General features: G+C 70.2%; 16 protein-coding genes. 5 read left to right on the top strand and 11 right to left on the bottom strand.

The window, feature by feature from the left end:
* Positions 1-11 precede the first annotated feature (11 nt).
* The 5 genes from ACFV7R_RS13345 to fasR form a co-directional block, all read right to left on the bottom strand.
* Positions 12-1,283 (bottom strand): beta-ketoacyl-[acyl-carrier-protein] synthase family protein, encoded by a 1,272-nt coding sequence (locus tag ACFV7R_RS13345; protein ID WP_385263193.1) that lies wholly within the window; start codon positions 1,281-1,283, stop codon positions 12-14.
* Positions 1,284-1,368: 85 nt separating this feature from the next.
* Positions 1,369-1,617: an acyl carrier protein gene (locus ACFV7R_RS13340; protein WP_129800876.1), complete on the bottom strand. Its 249-nt coding sequence runs from the start codon at positions 1,615-1,617 to the stop codon at positions 1,369-1,371.
* A gap of 105 nt (positions 1,618-1,722) precedes the next feature.
* A complete protein-coding gene (locus tag ACFV7R_RS13335; protein WP_385263192.1) occupies positions 1,723-2,724 on the bottom strand; it encodes a ketoacyl-ACP synthase III in 1,002 nt (333 codons plus the stop codon).
* 22 nt (positions 2,725-2,746) lie between these two features.
* A complete protein-coding gene (locus ACFV7R_RS13330; protein WP_385263191.1) occupies positions 2,747-3,682 on the bottom strand; it encodes an ACP S-malonyltransferase in 936 nt (311 codons plus the stop codon).
* 89 nt (positions 3,683-3,771) lie between these two features.
* The gene (gene fasR, locus ACFV7R_RS13325) at positions 3,772-4,977 is read right to left on the bottom strand and encodes a fatty acid biosynthesis transcriptional regulator FasR (protein ID WP_385263190.1); all 1,206 of its coding nucleotides are present in this window, start codon (positions 4,975-4,977) and stop codon (positions 3,772-3,774) included.
* 295 nt (positions 4,978-5,272) lie between these two features.
* On the opposite strand from fasR, the gene ACFV7R_RS13320 reads away from it, so the two are divergent.
* Positions 5,273-5,923: a pirin family protein gene (locus ACFV7R_RS13320; protein WP_385263369.1), complete on the top strand. Its 651-nt coding sequence runs from the start codon at positions 5,273-5,275 to the stop codon at positions 5,921-5,923.
* Between the two features lie 31 nt (positions 5,924-5,954).
* Here the strand turns inward: ACFV7R_RS13320 and ACFV7R_RS13315 are convergent, their stop codons facing one another.
* Together ACFV7R_RS13315 and ACFV7R_RS13310 are read right to left on the bottom strand one after the other, a co-directional pair.
* Positions 5,955-6,776, bottom strand: a complete 822-nt coding sequence (locus ACFV7R_RS13315; RefSeq protein ID WP_385263189.1) for a serine hydrolase domain-containing protein — start codon at positions 6,774-6,776, stop codon at positions 5,955-5,957.
* 20 nt (positions 6,777-6,796) lie between these two features.
* Positions 6,797-7,267, bottom strand: a complete 471-nt coding sequence (locus ACFV7R_RS13310; RefSeq protein WP_385263187.1) for a GNAT family N-acetyltransferase — start codon at positions 7,265-7,267, stop codon at positions 6,797-6,799.
* Positions 7,268-7,364: 97 nt separating this feature from the next.
* Here ACFV7R_RS13310 and ACFV7R_RS13305 point away from each other — a divergent pair, with 97 nt between their 5' ends.
* Together ACFV7R_RS13305 and ACFV7R_RS13300 are read left to right on the top strand one after the other, a co-directional pair.
* Positions 7,365-7,862: a MerR family transcriptional regulator gene (locus tag ACFV7R_RS13305; protein ID WP_385263185.1), complete on the top strand. Its 498-nt coding sequence runs from the start codon at positions 7,365-7,367 to the stop codon at positions 7,860-7,862.
* Positions 7,859-8,875, top strand: a complete 1,017-nt coding sequence (locus tag ACFV7R_RS13300) for an aldo/keto reductase (RefSeq protein ID WP_385263184.1) — start codon at positions 7,859-7,861, stop codon at positions 8,873-8,875. Before ACFV7R_RS13305 ends, ACFV7R_RS13300 begins: the two co-directional genes overlap by 4 nt.
* A 16-nt stretch (positions 8,876-8,891) precedes the next feature.
* On the opposite strand, the gene ACFV7R_RS13295 is transcribed toward ACFV7R_RS13300, so the two are convergent.
* From ACFV7R_RS13295 to ACFV7R_RS13285, 3 genes are all read right to left on the bottom strand, one after another.
* Positions 8,892-9,737: a DUF4429 domain-containing protein gene (locus ACFV7R_RS13295; RefSeq protein ID WP_385263182.1), complete on the bottom strand. Its 846-nt coding sequence runs from the start codon at positions 9,735-9,737 to the stop codon at positions 8,892-8,894.
* Positions 9,738-9,804: 67 nt separating this feature from the next.
* Entirely contained in the window at positions 9,805-11,022 is a 1,218-nt protein-coding gene (locus tag ACFV7R_RS13290) for an alpha/beta hydrolase (protein ID WP_385263180.1), read from the bottom strand.
* A 70-nt stretch (positions 11,023-11,092) separates the two neighbouring features.
* A complete protein-coding gene (locus ACFV7R_RS13285) occupies positions 11,093-11,758 on the bottom strand; it encodes a TetR family transcriptional regulator (protein WP_385263368.1) in 666 nt (221 codons plus the stop codon).
* A gap of 122 nt (positions 11,759-11,880) precedes the next feature.
* Between ACFV7R_RS13285 and ACFV7R_RS13280 the strand changes: the two genes are divergently transcribed.
* Positions 11,881-13,500: an MFS transporter gene (locus ACFV7R_RS13280; RefSeq protein WP_385263179.1), complete on the top strand. Its 1,620-nt coding sequence runs from the start codon at positions 11,881-11,883 to the stop codon at positions 13,498-13,500.
* Between the two features lie 269 nt (positions 13,501-13,769).
* Positions 13,770-14,078: a small hydrophobic protein gene (locus ACFV7R_RS13275; protein ID WP_385263177.1), complete on the top strand. Its 309-nt coding sequence runs from the start codon at positions 13,770-13,772 to the stop codon at positions 14,076-14,078.
* A gap of 66 nt (positions 14,079-14,144) precedes the next feature.
* Here the strand turns inward: ACFV7R_RS13275 and ACFV7R_RS13270 are convergent, their stop codons facing one another.
* Entirely contained in the window at positions 14,145-14,906 is a 762-nt protein-coding gene (locus ACFV7R_RS13270) for a potassium channel family protein (RefSeq protein WP_385263176.1), read from the bottom strand.
* Positions 14,907-14,920 lie beyond the last annotated feature (14 nt).

The raw sequence follows: 14,920 nt of genomic DNA, 5'->3' as shown, positions 1-14,920 counted from the left end.
AGGACAGGCCGTCAGACCGTCCGGAACGCCAGTACCACGTTGTGCCCGCCGAACCCGAACGAGTCGTTCAGCGCGGCGATACGGCCCTCGACGGGCAGCTTGCGCGCCTCACCGCGGACCACGTCGGCGTTGGCCTCGGCCTCCGGGTCGATGTTCTCCACGTTGATGGTCGGCGGAGCAACCCGGTGGTACAGGGCGAGCACGGTCGCAACGGTCTCGACCCCGCCCGCACCACCCAGCAGATGCCCGGTCATCGACTTCGTCGCGGACACCGCGATGTGGTCGGCGTCGTCACCGAACACCTTCCGCAGCGCCTTCAGCTCGGCGACGTCACCGGCCGGCGTCGACGTCGCGTGCGCGTTGACGTGCATGATCTCGGCCGGGTCGAGGTCGGTCCTCTCGAGCAGGTTCTGCAGGGCGTGCGCGATACCGCGCCCCTCCGGCTCGGGCTGCACGATGTCGTGACTGTCGGCGGAGATGCCCTGCCCGACCGCCTCCGCGTAGACGCGCGCACCGCGCTTCGCGGCGTGCTCGGCGGACTCCAGGACGACCACGCCGGCGCCCTCACCGAGGACGAAGCCGTCACGGGCCACGTCGTACGGACGCGAGGCGCCCTGCGGGTTCTCGTTGTTCTTGGACATCGCCATCATGTTGCCGAAGGCGGCGATGGGCAGCGGGTGGATCGCCGCCTCCGTGCCACCCGCGACGACGATGTCGGCGCGGCCGGAGCGGATCATCTCGATGGCGTAGCCGATGGCCTCGGCGCCCGACGCGCACGCGGAGACCGGCGTGTGCACGCCCGCCCGGGCGCCCACGGCCAGACCCACGTTCGCGGACGGGCTGTTCGGCATCAGCATGGGGACGGTGTGCGGGGAGACGCGGCGGACGCCCTTCTCCTTGAGCACGTCGTACTGGTCGAGCAGGGTCGTGACACCGCCGATGCCGGACGCGATGACCGCACCGAGCCGGTCCGGGTCGACGGCCGTGTCCTCACCGGCCTTTGCGGTGAAACCGGCGTCGGCCCAGGCTTCCTGAGCGGCGATCAGCGCGAACTGCGCCGAGCGGTCCAGGCGGCGGGCCTGCGGCCGGGGGATGGTCTCGGTCGGTTCCACCGCGACCGGCGCGGCGATACGGACCGCCTGGTCGGCGGCCCAGTCCTGCTCCAGGGCCTTGACGCCGGAACGTCCGGCGACCAGGCCCTCCCAAGTAGAGGCTGCGTCGCCACCCAGCGGTGTGGTTGCGCCGATACCGGTGACGACCACAGTGCGATTGGTCGGGCTCACGGGAATTCTTTCTCCAACGGATACGAGGATTCAGCGGCGCCACCGCCGGGTGGCGGGGCCGGCAGCTCCCGGCCTAAGGGGTGTCTCAGGCCTGGTGCTTGAGGATGTAGTTGGTCGCGTCGCCCACGGTCTTGAGGTTCTTGACGTCGTCGTCCGGGATCTTGACGTCGAAGCGCTCTTCGGCGGCGACGACGACCTCGACCATGGACAGCGAGTCGACGTCCAGGTCGTCGGTGAAGGACTTGTCCAGCTGGACGTCCTCAACCGGGATGCCGGCGATCTCGTTCACGATCTCCGCGAGACCGGCGACGATCTCTTCCTGAGTGGCGGCCATGTCAGGCGCTCCTTCGTAGATGTTCCAGAGGGTGTGGCGCCCACCGCGTGAGCGGCAGGTGCTTGCAGTGCCCGCACCGGATCAGCACGATCCGGCACGGAGTGCCTAGGGGAGGGTAACGACCGTGGCGGCGTAAGCGAGACCCGCCCCGAATCCGATGACGAGCGCGGTGTCGCCGCTCTTCGCCTCGCCGGTCGCCAGGAGCCGCTCCATCGCGAGCGGAATCGAGGCGGCCGAGGTGTTGCCGGTGGTGCGCACGTCACGGGCGACCGTGACGCTCTCCGGCAGCTTCAGCGTCTTCACCATCGAGTCGATGATCCGCTCGTTGGCCTGGTGCGGGATGAAGACGTCCAGTTCGTCCGGCGAAAGTCCGGAGACTTCCAGGGCCTCCTTGGCGACCTTCGCCATCTCGAACACGGCCCAGCGGAACACCGCCTGGCCCTCCTGCGTGATCGCAGGAAACCGCTCGACCTCGCCCTCGCGGTAGTCGGTCCAGGGCACGGTCTGCTTGATGGTCTCGGACTTGTCGCCCTCCGAGCCCCAGACGGTCGGGCCGATCCCGGGCTCGGTGGCCGGGCCCACGACGACCGCGCCCGCACCGTCGCCGAACAGGAAGGCCGTCGCCCGGTCCTCCAGGTCGGTCAGGTCGCTCAGCCGCTCCACGCCGATGACGAGGACGTACTCGGCGGAGCCCTCGACGATCATGCCCTTGGCGAGGGTCAGGCCGTAGCCGAAGCCCGCGCAGCCGGCCGAGATGTCGAACGCGGCGGCCTTGGCCGTGCCGAGCTTGTCGGCGATCTCGGTGGCCACGGCCGGGGTCTGCTTGAAGTGGGTGACGGTCGAGACGATCACCGCGCCGATCTGCTCGGCGGAGACACCGGCGTCGGCGATCGCCTTGCCGGACGCCTCGACCGACATCGCGGCGACGGTCTCCTCGGCGTTCGCCCAGTGCCGCGTCTCGATGCCGGAGCGCGAACGGATCCACTCGTCGGAGGAGTCGATCTTCTCGAGGATCACCTCGTTCGGCACGACTCGGGTGGGCCGGTACCCGCCCACGCCGAGGATGCGCGCGTACGGGGCGCCCTTGCTGGGCTTGATCTTCGGCATTCGGTCGGGCTCCTTCAGGGGCTCAGGCGTGCTCTGCGACGAGCTCGCGGGCCGCGTCGAGGTCGTCGGGGGTCTTCAGGGTCAGCGTCTTGACGCCGGGCAGGGCCCGCTTGGCGAGACCGGTCAGCGTGCCGCCGGGGCACACCTCGAGCAGGGCGGTGACGCCGAGCTCCTGGAAGGTCTCCATGCACCGGTCCCAGCGCACCGGGTTGGCGACCTGGCCGACCAGCCGCTCGACGACCTCGGCGCCGGAGGCGACCGTCCGGCCGTCCTTGTTCGAGACGTATGTGACCTTCGGGTCGGCGGGCGTGAGCGCCTTGGCGGCCTCGGCCAGCGTGTCGACCGCGGGCGCCATGTGGTGGGTGTGGAACGCGCCGGCCACCTTCAGCGGGACCACCTTGCGGACACCCTCGGGCTTGTCCTCGTTCAGCGCGGCGAGCTGCTTCAGGGTGCCCGCGGCCACGATCTGCCCGGCGCCGTTGACGTTCGCCGGGGTCAGGCCCAGCTTCTCCAGGTGTGCGACGGACACCTCGGGGTCGCCGCCGAGCAGCGCCGACATCCCGGTCTCGGTGATCGCGGCGGCGTCGGCCATGGCCAGGCCCCGCTTGCGTACGAGCGTCAGGGCGGCGGTGTCGTCGAGGACGCCCGCGAACGCGGCGGCGGTGATCTCACCGACGCTGTGGCCGGCGACCGCGCCCGGGGTGACCGCCGCATCGGCGGCGAACGGGTAGGCACCCAGTGCCGTGGCCGAGAGAATTCCGGCGGCGACGAGCAGCGGCTGCGCCACGGCGGTGTCGCGGATCTCGTCCGCGTCGGCCTTCGTGCCGTAGTGGGCGAGGTCCAGTCCGATGGTGTCCGACCAGGCGGCCACGCGGTCGGCGGCACCGGGCAGTTCGAGCCAGGGAGTCAGGAAGCCGGGCGTCTGGGCGCCTTGGCCGGGAGCGACGAGTACGAGCACTCTCACACTCTCTCTTGGGGACGGCCATGGCCGCCCGTGGGGACAAGGACGAAGAACACGAAGGGGTTTTGTGGGCCCCCGACAAAAGGCTAGGGCTGGAGATCTCCATCCGCCAGACGCCCCAGGATCAGTGCGATGCGCAACGTGAACGCGGAACGTACATCGGATGGCGACCAACCGGTGACGTCAGTCACACGTCGAAGCCGGTAGCGCACGGTGTTGGGATGCACGAACAGCATCCGGGCCGCTCCTTCGAGGCTGCTCGCCTGCTCCAGATAGACGCTGAGGGTCTCCAGGAGCGCCGAGCCGGCTTCCTCCAGCGGTCTGTAGATCTCCTCCACCAGCTGCTCGCGCGCGCTCGGGTCACCGGCGATCGCGCGTTCCGGAAGCAGGTCGTCCGCCAGAACCGGCCGTGGCGCATCCTGCCAGGCCAAACACGCCTTGAGCCCCGCGGCGGCGGCCTGTGCGGACCTGGTCGCGGCCAGCAGATCGGTCACGATCGGCCCCGCGACGACGGGACCTGCGGCGAAGGGCCCGATGAGCGACTTCGCGACAGCGAGCGGATTGTCACTGCCGCCCGCGATCACGACCAGCCGGTCCCCGAGCACGCCCGTCAGCACCTGGAGCTTGGCGTGCCGTGCCGCCCGCCGGATCGCCTCCACCGTCAGCTCGGAGTCACCGTCGGGCGCGGTTCCCAGCACCACGCACACATGCTCGGGTGAGTTCCAGCCCAGCGCGGCCGCCCGCGACACGGCGCCCTCGTCGGCCTCGCCGCTCAGCACCGCGTTCACGACCAGTGACTCCAGCCGGGCGTCCCAGGCACCGCGTGCCTCGGCGGCCTGCGCGTACACCTGCGCAGTCGCGAACGCGATCTCACGCGCGTACACCAGCAGTGCCTCACGCAGGACCTGCTCGTCGCCGGGGGCGGCGACCTCGTCGATCGCGCTCTCCATCACCTCGATCGTGGTGCGCACCATCTCGACGGTCTGCCGCAGCGTGATGGCCCTGGTCAGCTCGCGTGGCGCGGTCCCGAAGACATCGGTGGAGATGGCCTGCGGGGCATCCGGGTGCCGGAACCACTCGGTGAACGCGGCGATACCGGCCTGCGCGACCAGCCCGATCCAGGAACGGTTCTCCGGGGGCATGGCCCGGTACCACGGCAGCGTCTCGTCCATCCGCGCGATGGCCTGGGCGGCGAGACTTCCGGAGGACATCTCCAGCCGCTTCAGGGTCGCGGCGTGCGCATGCACGCCGGGTACAGGGGCGTCGGGGTGACGGGCTTCGGGTTCGGGCACGGGGACAAGACTGCCTTATCGGTACGCGAGTGCGCTCCGCCGGGTCACAGCTGAGGCAGGGCCTGTCCGGCGGACCATGCCGCAGACGCGGGGTCTAGTGCGCCCATCTGCGGCGTTGTCGTCACTCGCCGACTCCCCCACGCTCGGCTTCGCTCGAGCGGGGGGACCCCCATCGCGTCGACTCCCTCCTCCGCCTTGCAGCTGGACGCACCAGACCCCGCTCACCTGCGCCGATCAGTCACCGCCGCTTCCCTGCGACCTGATCCGCCGGACAGGCCCTACGGTGGTGCTCGTGATGGACGTACGGCGCGCTGCAGAGCGCTATCCCGGCGGCGACCCGCAGACCGGCATCGTGTCCCGGCACGCCTTCTCCTTCGGCCCCCACTACGACCCCGACAACCTCCGCTTCGGCGCGCTGATCGCCTGCAACGAGGAGCGGCTCGCCCCCGGCGCCGGCTTCGACGAGCACCCGCACAGCCACACCGAGATCGTCACCTGGGTCGCCGAGGGCGAGCTGACCCACCGCGACTCCGCGGGCCACGAGACGGTCGTGCGCGCCGGGGACGTCCAGCGGCTCAGCTCGGCGTCCGGCGTCCGCCACGTCGAACGCAACGACGCCGACCACCCGCTGACCTTCGTCCAGATGTGGCTGGCCCCGCTGACCGCCGGCGGCGACCCGTCCTACGAGATCGTCCACGGCATCGCCGACGCCACGCCCTACGCGGTCCCGGAAGCCGGCGCAATACTCCACGTCCGCCGCCTGACCCCGGGCGAACGCACGGCGATCCCCGACGGCCGGCACGTGTACGTCCACGTGGTCCACGGCGAAGTAACCCTGAACGCCGAGCCGTTGGGCCCGGGCGACGCGGCCCGCATCACGGACGCCAAGGACGTGGAGGGGGTGGGGACGACGGAGGCGGAACTGCTGATCTGGGAGATGGCGTAGTCGTCACCGCCAAGCCGCGGGCATACCGACCTCAGCCCCGCAACTCCGCCAGCACCGCATCCGTGAACACCGGCCACGCCTCAACCGCCCAGGCCCCGAACGCCCGATCCGTCAGCGCGACGCAGGCCACCCCCGCCTCCGGGTCGATCCACAAAAACGTCCCCGACTGCCCGAAGTGCCCGAAGGTGCGCGGCGAGGACGAAGACCCCGTCCAGTGCGGGGACTTGCCGTCACGGATCTCGAAGCCGAGCCCCCAATCGTTGGGGTTCTGATGCCCGTACCCCGGCAGCACCCCCTTCGTCCCCGGATACTGCACAGTCATCGCCGCAGCGACCGTCCGCGGATCAAGCAGCCGCGGCGCCTGCACCTCAGCCGCAAACCGCACAAGATCGTCGACCGTCGAGACACCGTCCTTCGCCGGAGACCCTTCCAACGAGGTCGCCGTCATGCCCAGCGGCTCCAGCACCGCCTGTCGCGCATACTCCCCGAACGGAATGTCCGTCGCCTTGGCGACATGGTCCCCGAGCTGCTCGAACCCGGCGTTGGAGTACAGCCGCCGTGTCCCGGGCGCGGCCGTCACCCGGTGCTCGTCGTAGGCCAGCCCGGAGGTGTGCGCGAGCAGATGACGGACCGTCGAGCCGGGCGGCCCGGCCGGTTCGTCGAGCTCGATCGCCCCCTCCTCGTACGCGACGAGCACGGCGTACGCCGCGAGCGGCTTGGTGACCGAGGCCAGCGCAAACCGCTCCCCGACCGCCCCGTGCCGCCCCAGCACCGCGCCGTCCGCCCGTACGACACCCGCCGCAGCAGCAGAAACCGGCCAGTTGTCGATCAACGCCAAGCTCTTCAAGGACATGCCATCGAGCCTAAGCCTGCTCAGAGCTTCAGCCGCATCAAGGGGTCCCTCTGCCGCGCGAAGCCCAGCGAGACGTAGAGCGGCTCGGCCTCGGCGGAGGCGGTGAGGTCGACCTGGTCGGCGCCGCGTTCCCGGAACCAATGGAGCAGTTCCTCCATACACGCGCGCGCGTACCCGCGCCGCCGCGCATCCGGGTCGGTGGCGACGCTGAAGACGAAGCCGATCCTGCCGTGCGGATTGCCGGCCTTCCCGATCCGGTACTCCAGCGTCCCGGCCACCAGCGCCGCCAGTGCCCCCGGCCGCTCCGGGTGGTCGACCACGAACGCCGCGAAGTCCCCGTCCGGCTCGCCCAGCCGCGCGCGCAGCGTCGGCAGGGACTCCGTATGCCAGTCTCTGGACCCGTCCGCCGCGAAGACCGAATCGATCATCACCTGGCGCAGTCGCAGGACTTCCTCGGCATCTTCCGGCACGGCACGGCGTACAAGACTCATGCCCCGAACGCTAGCCAGCCGGCCTCAGGCGCGTCCTGCCGATTTCTTACCGTCTGCGCTTGCCTGGAGTGCACTCCAAGGTCATAGCGTGGAGCGCATGACGGTGATGCAGACCACGGCAGCAGCCACCGAAGAACGCACGGAAGAAGCCCTCACCCGCACGGACATCTGCTCCGCCCCACCCCGCCGGCATCCGCGGCCCGACGGCCAGGACCAGTACACGATCAGTGAGGTCGTCGCCTTCACCGGCCTGTCGGCCCACACCCTGCGCTGGTACGAGCGGATCGGCCTGATGTCCCACATCGACCGTTCCCACACCGGCCAGCGCCGCTACACCAACCGCGACCTGGACTGGCTCGACCTCGTCGGCAAGCTGCGGCTGACCGGCATGCCGGTCGCCGACATGGTGCGGTACGCGGAGCTGGTGCGTGCGGGCGACAGCACCTACGGCGAGCGGTGCACGTTGCTGGAGGAGACCCGCCGGGACGTACAGGCCCGGATCGCGGAACTTCAGGACACGCTGGCCGTGCTCGACCGGAAGATCAGTTTCTACACGGACGCCGGCCGCGTCCGCGAAGCGGAGACGACCCGATGAACGACAGCAGGATCCCGACGGTACGACTCGGCGACGGCGGCCCCGAGGTCGGTGTGCAGGGCCTCGGCTGCATGGGCATGAGCTTCGCCTACGGCCCCTCCGACGCGCAGGAGTCCCGGGCCACCCTGGAGCGGGCGCTGGAGCTGGGCGTCACGCTCTACGACACGGCGGACGCGTACGGCCAGGGAGAGAACGAGCGGTTCCTGTCGCCGTTCTTCAAGGCGCACCGGGACGACGTGGTCATCGCGACCAAGTTCGCCCTGGCGATCCCGCCGGACGACCCGACCCGGCGGATCATCCGCAACGACCCGCCGTACATCCGCCAGGCCGTCGAGGCGAGCCTCGGGCGCCTGGACGTCGACGTGATCGACCTCTACTACATGCACCGCCGCGATGTGACCGTGCCGATCGAGGAGACCGTCGGCGTGATGGCGGAGCTGGTCCGCGAGGGGAAGGTCAAGCACCTCGGGCTGAGCGAGGTCACCGGTGCCGAACTGCGGGCCGCGCAGGCCGTGCATCCGATCGCCGCCGTGCAGTCGGAGTGGTCGCTGTTCAGCCGGGACATCGAGGCGGGCGTGGTGCCGACGGCCCGCGAACTGGGCGTGGCCCTCGTGCCGTACTCGCCGCTGGGCCGGGGTTTCCTCACGGGCTCCTTCACCAGCGCCGAGAAGGACCTGACGGCCGACGACTTCCGCCGCCAGATGCCCCGCTTCACCGGCGACAACGCGACGGCCAACGCAAGCCTCCTGGAACCGATCCGCAAGGTGGCCGACGCCCACGGCGCCACCCTCGGCCAGATCGCCCTGGCCTGGGCCCAGCAGCAGTCGACGGTCCACGACCTCCCGGTCGTCCCCATCCCGGGCACCCGCGGGCCGACCCGGGTGGAGGAGAACACGGCGGCGACGCGGATCGTGCTCGGCGAGGAGGACATGGCTCTCCTGGACCCGATCGCCGAGAGGGTGTCAGGCAACCGCTACGCGGACATGACGTTCACTTCCGCCGGACGCGAGTAGAGACACCTGACACCCGCTAAAGCTCAGCCAACAACTCCGCCTTCTTGACGGAGAACTCCTCATCCGTCACCAGCCCAGCCTGATGCAACTCCCCAAGGTGCCGAATCCGCTCCGCGATATCCGCGGGATCCCGCCGCGGAGCGGCCACCACCGCTGCCGCCGGACCCGCGGTGCGAACCGCAGCCAGTACAGCCGCCGCGAACGGCAGTGACTCATGCACAGGCCCGTACCCCAGCCCGAACACCACCGTCGCGGGATCCTGATCGGCCTGCGCAGGCTGATCGTGCGCGTCGCGCCGCAGCAGCCGCAGATGGCCCTCGAAGACCTCGGGGGAGCGCCACTCGACCCCGCTGAGGTCGGCGACCGCGAACTTCTGGTCGCCGGCCTTCCACTTCGCCGACGACGCCCCCGTCCAGAACCACCGGAAGGACACGGACGTACCGTCGAAGGACGCCTTCGCGTCGTACGCCTTGAACTGCAACGGCGGCTCCGGCGCCGCCACGAGATGGCGTTCGGCCGGACCGGACTCGGTCAGCAGGCCCCGTAGTTCATCGGCGTAGTACTCGGCGAGCGTCTCCCGTTCGGCAGGCAGCACCAGACGATAGGGGTCGCTGCCTTCCTTGAGCTGGCCTGCGGCCGCGTCGATCAGCGGATCGGCGCCCGCCCGTGGCTCGGCACGCAGCACCACGGTCCCGCGCCGGCCGGGGGAGAGCGTCACCCCCTGCAGAGCCTCCAGTGGCACACGGCGCTCCCCGAGCGCCTGGAACAGCTTGGGTGTTCGAATCCCCCGTTCGTAACGGATGAGCACGGAGTCGGACTCGAACTCCCAGGCGGCATGAAATCCGGCCAGTACGTCACCCATGCGGCTCATCGTATGCGGCACGCGCTCTTTCGTCCCCTCCCTGCGCAGACCGCAGTTTCTTGCGCCTCTACGCGCGTCCGACCGCGGTGGTGCCGGACAAACCCGCCCGGCACGTGCCGGCATCGTCGGCGCAGTCCACCGCGCGGTACGCGCCAACCCCGATCTCGGCGAAGTTGGCGAGGCTCTGTGTGCCCGGTTCGAAGTAGCCAGCGTGTCCCTCGGCGCCGCGCGCCGACAGCACCCGCGCCCCGAACGCGGTGGACATCGGGTCGGCGCCGTGTCCGAGACCGCCGAACTCCATGTACGGCACGCCCTGGATCCAGTCGTCGGCGTCCCGCATCGCCCACACGTGCGCCGAGGTGCGCAGGTGCGAGGCCGTCGCCGCTCGCATGCCAGGACTGCCGGCCACCGCTATGTCGGCGACCCGGTGCGGCAGTGTGTGCGCGGCGACCCCGCACACCACGGAGCCGTAGCTGTGGCAGAACAGCGAAACGGGCGCCCGGCCGGGCAGCGCGCGCACCATCTCGTTCAGCCGGACCGCGCCGTCCTCGGCGCGCATCGCGGTGGCCGCGTCCATGCCGATGCCGCTGGGTGCGGTGTAGTCGGCCCAGGCGATCACGGCCGTGCGGGTCGAGGGGCTCGCCGCGCGCTCGGCCGCGTACAGGGACTTCGCCATGCCGACCGGTGCCGAGTATCTGCGGTGGGTGCGCTGGAAGGTGAGCAGGTCGGTGTCGACGCCGGGGACGACGACGGAGACCCGCTGGGCTTTCGTCAGATCGCCGAAGACCTCGGCGATCCGGCCCGAGCCGGCCGGGTCGAAGGCGAGGATGTGCCGGTCGGCCCCCATGAGCGACGCGAAGCGGTGCATACGCCGGCCCGCCTCCTGCTGCCCGGTGGGACTGAGCCGGTTGTCGTGCATGCGCTTGAGTTCGACCTTGCGGGCCTGGTCGAGCGCGATGCGGTTGGCGCGGTAACGCAGCCGGACGGGGGCGCCGTTCATGTTGCCGACCGCCAGTGGATAGCGGTGCGCGAGGTGGGCGCGCTGCCGGTCGGTGAGCGAGGCGAAGAAGCGGGCCAGCCGGGCGGGTGCGGCGTCCGGGTCCGGCAGCCGGTGTCCGTCGAGACGGCCGTGCTCCCAGTCGGAGAGCGAGGCCTGCAACGGTGACTGGGCTCGCCCGCTGCGCAGGGCGGTCCAGCCGGTGGTCGCCAGCATCACGAACACCACGGCCAGGGCGAGCAGTGCGCGCCAGACGCTGAGGGAGGGAGAGGTGTCGAAGGAAGTCACTGGGAGGACACACTAGGAGAACGAGAGGGTCTCGCGTGAACCGAGTGACGCGGATCACGTTTGGGTAAAGTCACGCTCCTTGAGGTGCACGCCAGTTGCCGGCCAGTGCCGGTCCCACCTGATCCAGGTGGGTGGCCGTCAGTTCGCGCATCGCCGCCAGACTGAAGTCCGGGCCCGTGCTCCACTGACGTTCCGTCACCCGCATCACCCCGCTGAAGACGGCCACCGCCACCCGCGGTCGTGGATCGGCGTCCACGTCGAGGCCCTCGCGCTCCGCGATCAGCAGCGCCATCTGCTCCTCCGTCTCCGCGAAGTGGCGCAGATGTGCGGCGAGCAGCACGGGCGTCGACTCGATCACCTGGTACATCCGCAGATACTGCTCGATCGGAGCGACGGACTCGACGACCGCGCTGAGCGTGTCCCACCCCTCCATGACGGCCCGGCGCATCGCCTCCATCGGCGGCTCGTGCGCGGGGCGGGCGCGCACCGCGTCGAGGAAGTGCGCCACCGTCATCGCCTCCAGGGCGAGGGCGGCGTCCTCCTTGCCGGAGAAGTAGCGGAAGAAGGTGCGGGGCGAGACGTCGACGGCCGCGGCGATGTCGTCGACGGTCGTGTGGTCGTACCCGCGCGTGGTGAACATCTCGACCGCGGTGCGCAGCAGTGCGTCCCGGGTCCGCCGCTTCTTCAGCTCGCGCAGTCCCGGCCGGGGCGCCGATGCCGTGCCCGCACTGTTCACCGTGTCCACCAGGCCTTTCCTCGAACTGTTTTCCCAGTTCAGGCTATATGGGAGCGACGTGACAGTTACCGACTTGTGAACTGGTTTGTCAACTGTCAGAGGGTGACACTAACCTCGAACACATGACTAGTCAGACCACCATCGACAAGACGGGGCCGGGGGACAAGGCACCATCAGCCCCGTCGGATCCGGCGCCGGCCAGGGGCCTGCGCGGTCATCCCTGGCTCACCCTGATCACCGTCGCCGTGGGCGTGATGATGGTGGCCCTCGACGGCACCATCGTGGCCATCGCCAACCCGGCCATCGCCACCGACCTCAAGGCCAGCTGGGCCGAGGTCCAGTGGATCACCAACGCCTACTTCCTCGCCCTCGCGGTCTCCCTGATCACCGCGGGCAAGCTCGGTGACCGCTTCGGCCACCGGCAGACCTTCCTCATCGGCGTGGTCGGCTTCGCCGCCGCCTCGGGTGCCATCGGCCTGTCCGACTCCATCGCCGCGGTCATCACCTTCCGCGTGTTCCAGGGCCTGTTCGGCGCCCTGCTGATGCCGGCCGCGCTCGGTCTGCTGCGCGCCACCTTCCCGGCCGAGAAGCTCAACATGGCCATCGGCATCTGGGGCATGGTCATCGGTGCCTCCACGGCCGGCGGCCCGATCCTCGGCGGTGTCCTGGTCGAGCACGTCAGCTGGCAGTCGGTCTTCTACATCAACGTGCCGGTCGGCGTCCTGGCCCTCGTCCTGGGCCTGCTCATCCTGAACGACCACCGCGCGGAGAACGCCCCGCGCTCCTTCGACCTGCTGGGCATCGGCCTGCTGTCCGGCGCGATGTTCTGCCTGGTCTGGGCGCTCATCAAGGCCCCCGAGTGGGGCTGGGGCGACGGACAGACGTGGACCTTCATCGGCGTGTCCGCGCTGGGCTTCGCCTTCTTCGCCCTCTGGGAGAAGAAGATGCGGGAGCCGCTGATCCCGCTGGGCCTGTTCCGCTCGGTCGCGCTGTCCGCCGGTGTCGTCCTGATGGTCCTGATGGCCATCGCGTTCATGGGCGGCCTGTTCTTCGTGACGTTCTACCTCCAGAACGTGCACGGCATGAGCCCCATCGACGCCGGTCTGCACCTGCTGCCGCTCACCGGCATGATGATCGTCGGCTCGCCGCTCGCCGGCGCGATGATCACCAAGGTCGGCCCGCGCGTCCCGCTGGCCGGCGGCATGGCGCTCACCGCGATCGCCATGTACGGCATGTCCACCCTGGAGACCGACACCGGCAGCGGCATCATGTCGGTCTGGTTCGCTCTGCTCGGCCTGGGTCTCGCGCCGGTCATGGTCGGTGCCACCGAGGTCATCGTCGGCAACGCCCCGATGGAGCTCTCCGGTGTGGCCGGCGGTCTCCAGCAGGCGGCGATGCAGATCGGCGGCAGTCTCGGTACGGCCGTCCTGGGCGCCGTCATGGCCTCCAAGGTCGACAGCGACCTCCCCGGCAACTGGGCGGAGGCGGGCCTTCCGGAACTCACCCCGGCCCAGGAGGCGCAGGCCGCCGAGGCCGTCCAGCAGGGCGCCGCGCCGGTCCCGCCGGGCACGCCGGACGCCATTGCCGCGAAGATCACGGGCGTCGCACACGACACCTTCATCTCCGGCATGAGCCTGGCGTCCCTGGTCGCCGCCGGAGTTGCCGCGGTGGCGGTCCTGGTCGCCTTCCTGACCAAGCGCGGCGAGAACGCGGAGGCGGGCGCGGGAGCCGCCCACATCTGACGCGGGATCAACAGGGGTCTCTCTGACCCCTGTTTCCCCTATCAGAGTGACAACCCTAAAATTCCGCCCACCTGGCCCACGCCGCAGCTCAGAGTGGCTCAAGCCCTTCGTACGGCATGTTCCTGCGGCAAGTTCGTACGACGAGGAGGGCGGCCTGGGGCTGCGGCGCGCTGCCGGAGGGGGGCGGCGCGCCGGCAGACCTGATTGAGGCGCGCACGGCGGGTACTCGCCCTACCGAACCCGAACAGCCCGGATGATCCAGGGAGTTGATGATGGCGGGCTTCGGACAGGGAACGCGCAGGTACCCCCGCTCGCGTGGCCGGACGTGGTCACGGACCGGGCCGGATCGCGCGACACTCGGAATCATCGGTGCCATCTGTGCGATCGCCGGTTTCTTCGTGCTGGGAATCTTCCTCGGCCCGGTGGCGATCGTCTGCGGCTGGCTGTCCATGGGCCGCACATGGACCGGCTCCCGCTCGGTCCCGGCCCTGATCGCCGTCGTCCTGGGCACCATCGACACGCTCCTGGCGATCATCTGGCTGGCCGGAGCGACCACCCCGGGCACCGGCATGTTCTGAGCCGGGGGGAGTGAGGAGGGGCCTCCGGCGTCGCCGCCGGAGGCCCCGTAAACGCCGGTCAGCCGGTCAACGCCGCTGGTCCTCCCCGACCGGTTGCGGAACCGCCGAACCGGACAGCATCGCAACCTCCGCCCGCAACGCCCGGACCTCCTCCGTCAACGCCGCAATCGCCTCCGTCTGCCGCCGCTCCTCCACGTCGTCCCTCTCGAACCGAGCGATGAACCACGCGGCGATGTTCGCCGTCACCACACCCAGCAGCGCGATCCCGGACAGCATCAGCCCCACCGCGAGCAACCGCCCCGCCCCGGTGGTCGGCGCATGGTCCCCGTACCCCACGGTCGTCATCGTCGTGAACGACCACCACACCGCGTCACCCAGCGTCCGGATGTTCCCGCCGGGAGCGTCCCGCTCCACCGACAGCACGGCCAGCGACCCGAACATCAGCAGCCCGATCACCGTCCCGGCCACATACGTCGTCAGCCGGATCTGCGTAGCCATCCGCGCCCGCCGCCCCACCAGCAGCAACGTGGACACCAGCCGCAGCAGCCGCAACGGCTGAAGCAACGGAAGGATCACAGCACACAGGTCCAGCCAGTGCCGCCGTACGAACGCCCGGCGATCGCGCGCCAGCACCAGCCGCACCCCGTAGTCCGCCGCGAACGCCCCCCACACCACCCACTCGACCACCAGACACGCCAGCGTCGTCGACCGGCTCGGCGAGCCGTCCACGATCGGCACGGCATAAGCGACGGCGAACACGACGGCCAGTGCCAGCAGCGGGGTCTGGGTACGACGCTCCCACCGCTCCTGTGCCGATTGCTCCTTCATGTCCGCATCGTAAA

The organism is Streptomyces sp. NPDC059866, assembly GCF_042731325.1.
Classification (GTDB): Bacteria; Actinomycetota; Actinomycetes; order Streptomycetales; family Streptomycetaceae; genus Streptomyces; species Streptomyces flavusporus.
This window is presented reverse-complemented; position numbering and strand designations above follow the sequence as displayed.

Excerpts from the sequence above, each read along its gene's own strand:
- ACFV7R_RS13340 (WP_129800876.1), bottom strand. The coding sequence starts at position 1,617 with ATGGCCGCCACTCAGGAAGAGATCGTCGCCGGTCTCGCGGAGATCGTG.
- ACFV7R_RS13335 (WP_385263192.1), bottom strand. The coding sequence starts at position 2,724 with ATGCCGAAGATCAAGCCCAGCAAGGGCGCCCCGTACGCGCGCATCCTC.
- ACFV7R_RS13320 (WP_385263369.1), top strand. The coding sequence starts at position 5,273 with ATGGACGTACGGCGCGCTGCAGAGCGCTATCCCGGCGGCGACCCGCAG.
- ACFV7R_RS13315 (WP_385263189.1), bottom strand. The coding sequence starts at position 6,776 with ATGTCCTTGAAGAGCTTGGCGTTGATCGACAACTGGCCGGTTTCTGCT.
- ACFV7R_RS13310 (WP_385263187.1), bottom strand. The coding sequence starts at position 7,267 with ATGAGTCTTGTACGCCGTGCCGTGCCGGAAGATGCCGAGGAAGTCCTG.
- ACFV7R_RS13305 (WP_385263185.1), top strand. The coding sequence starts at position 7,365 with ATGACGGTGATGCAGACCACGGCAGCAGCCACCGAAGAACGCACGGAA.
- ACFV7R_RS13300 (WP_385263184.1), top strand. The coding sequence starts at position 7,859 with ATGAACGACAGCAGGATCCCGACGGTACGACTCGGCGACGGCGGCCCC.
- ACFV7R_RS13295 (WP_385263182.1), bottom strand. The coding sequence starts at position 9,737 with ATGGGTGACGTACTGGCCGGATTTCATGCCGCCTGGGAGTTCGAGTCC.
- ACFV7R_RS13280 (WP_385263179.1), top strand. The coding sequence starts at position 11,881 with ATGACTAGTCAGACCACCATCGACAAGACGGGGCCGGGGGACAAGGCA.
- ACFV7R_RS13275 (WP_385263177.1), top strand. The coding sequence starts at position 13,770 with ATGATGGCGGGCTTCGGACAGGGAACGCGCAGGTACCCCCGCTCGCGT.
- ACFV7R_RS13270 (WP_385263176.1), bottom strand. The coding sequence starts at position 14,906 with ATGAAGGAGCAATCGGCACAGGAGCGGTGGGAGCGTCGTACCCAGACC.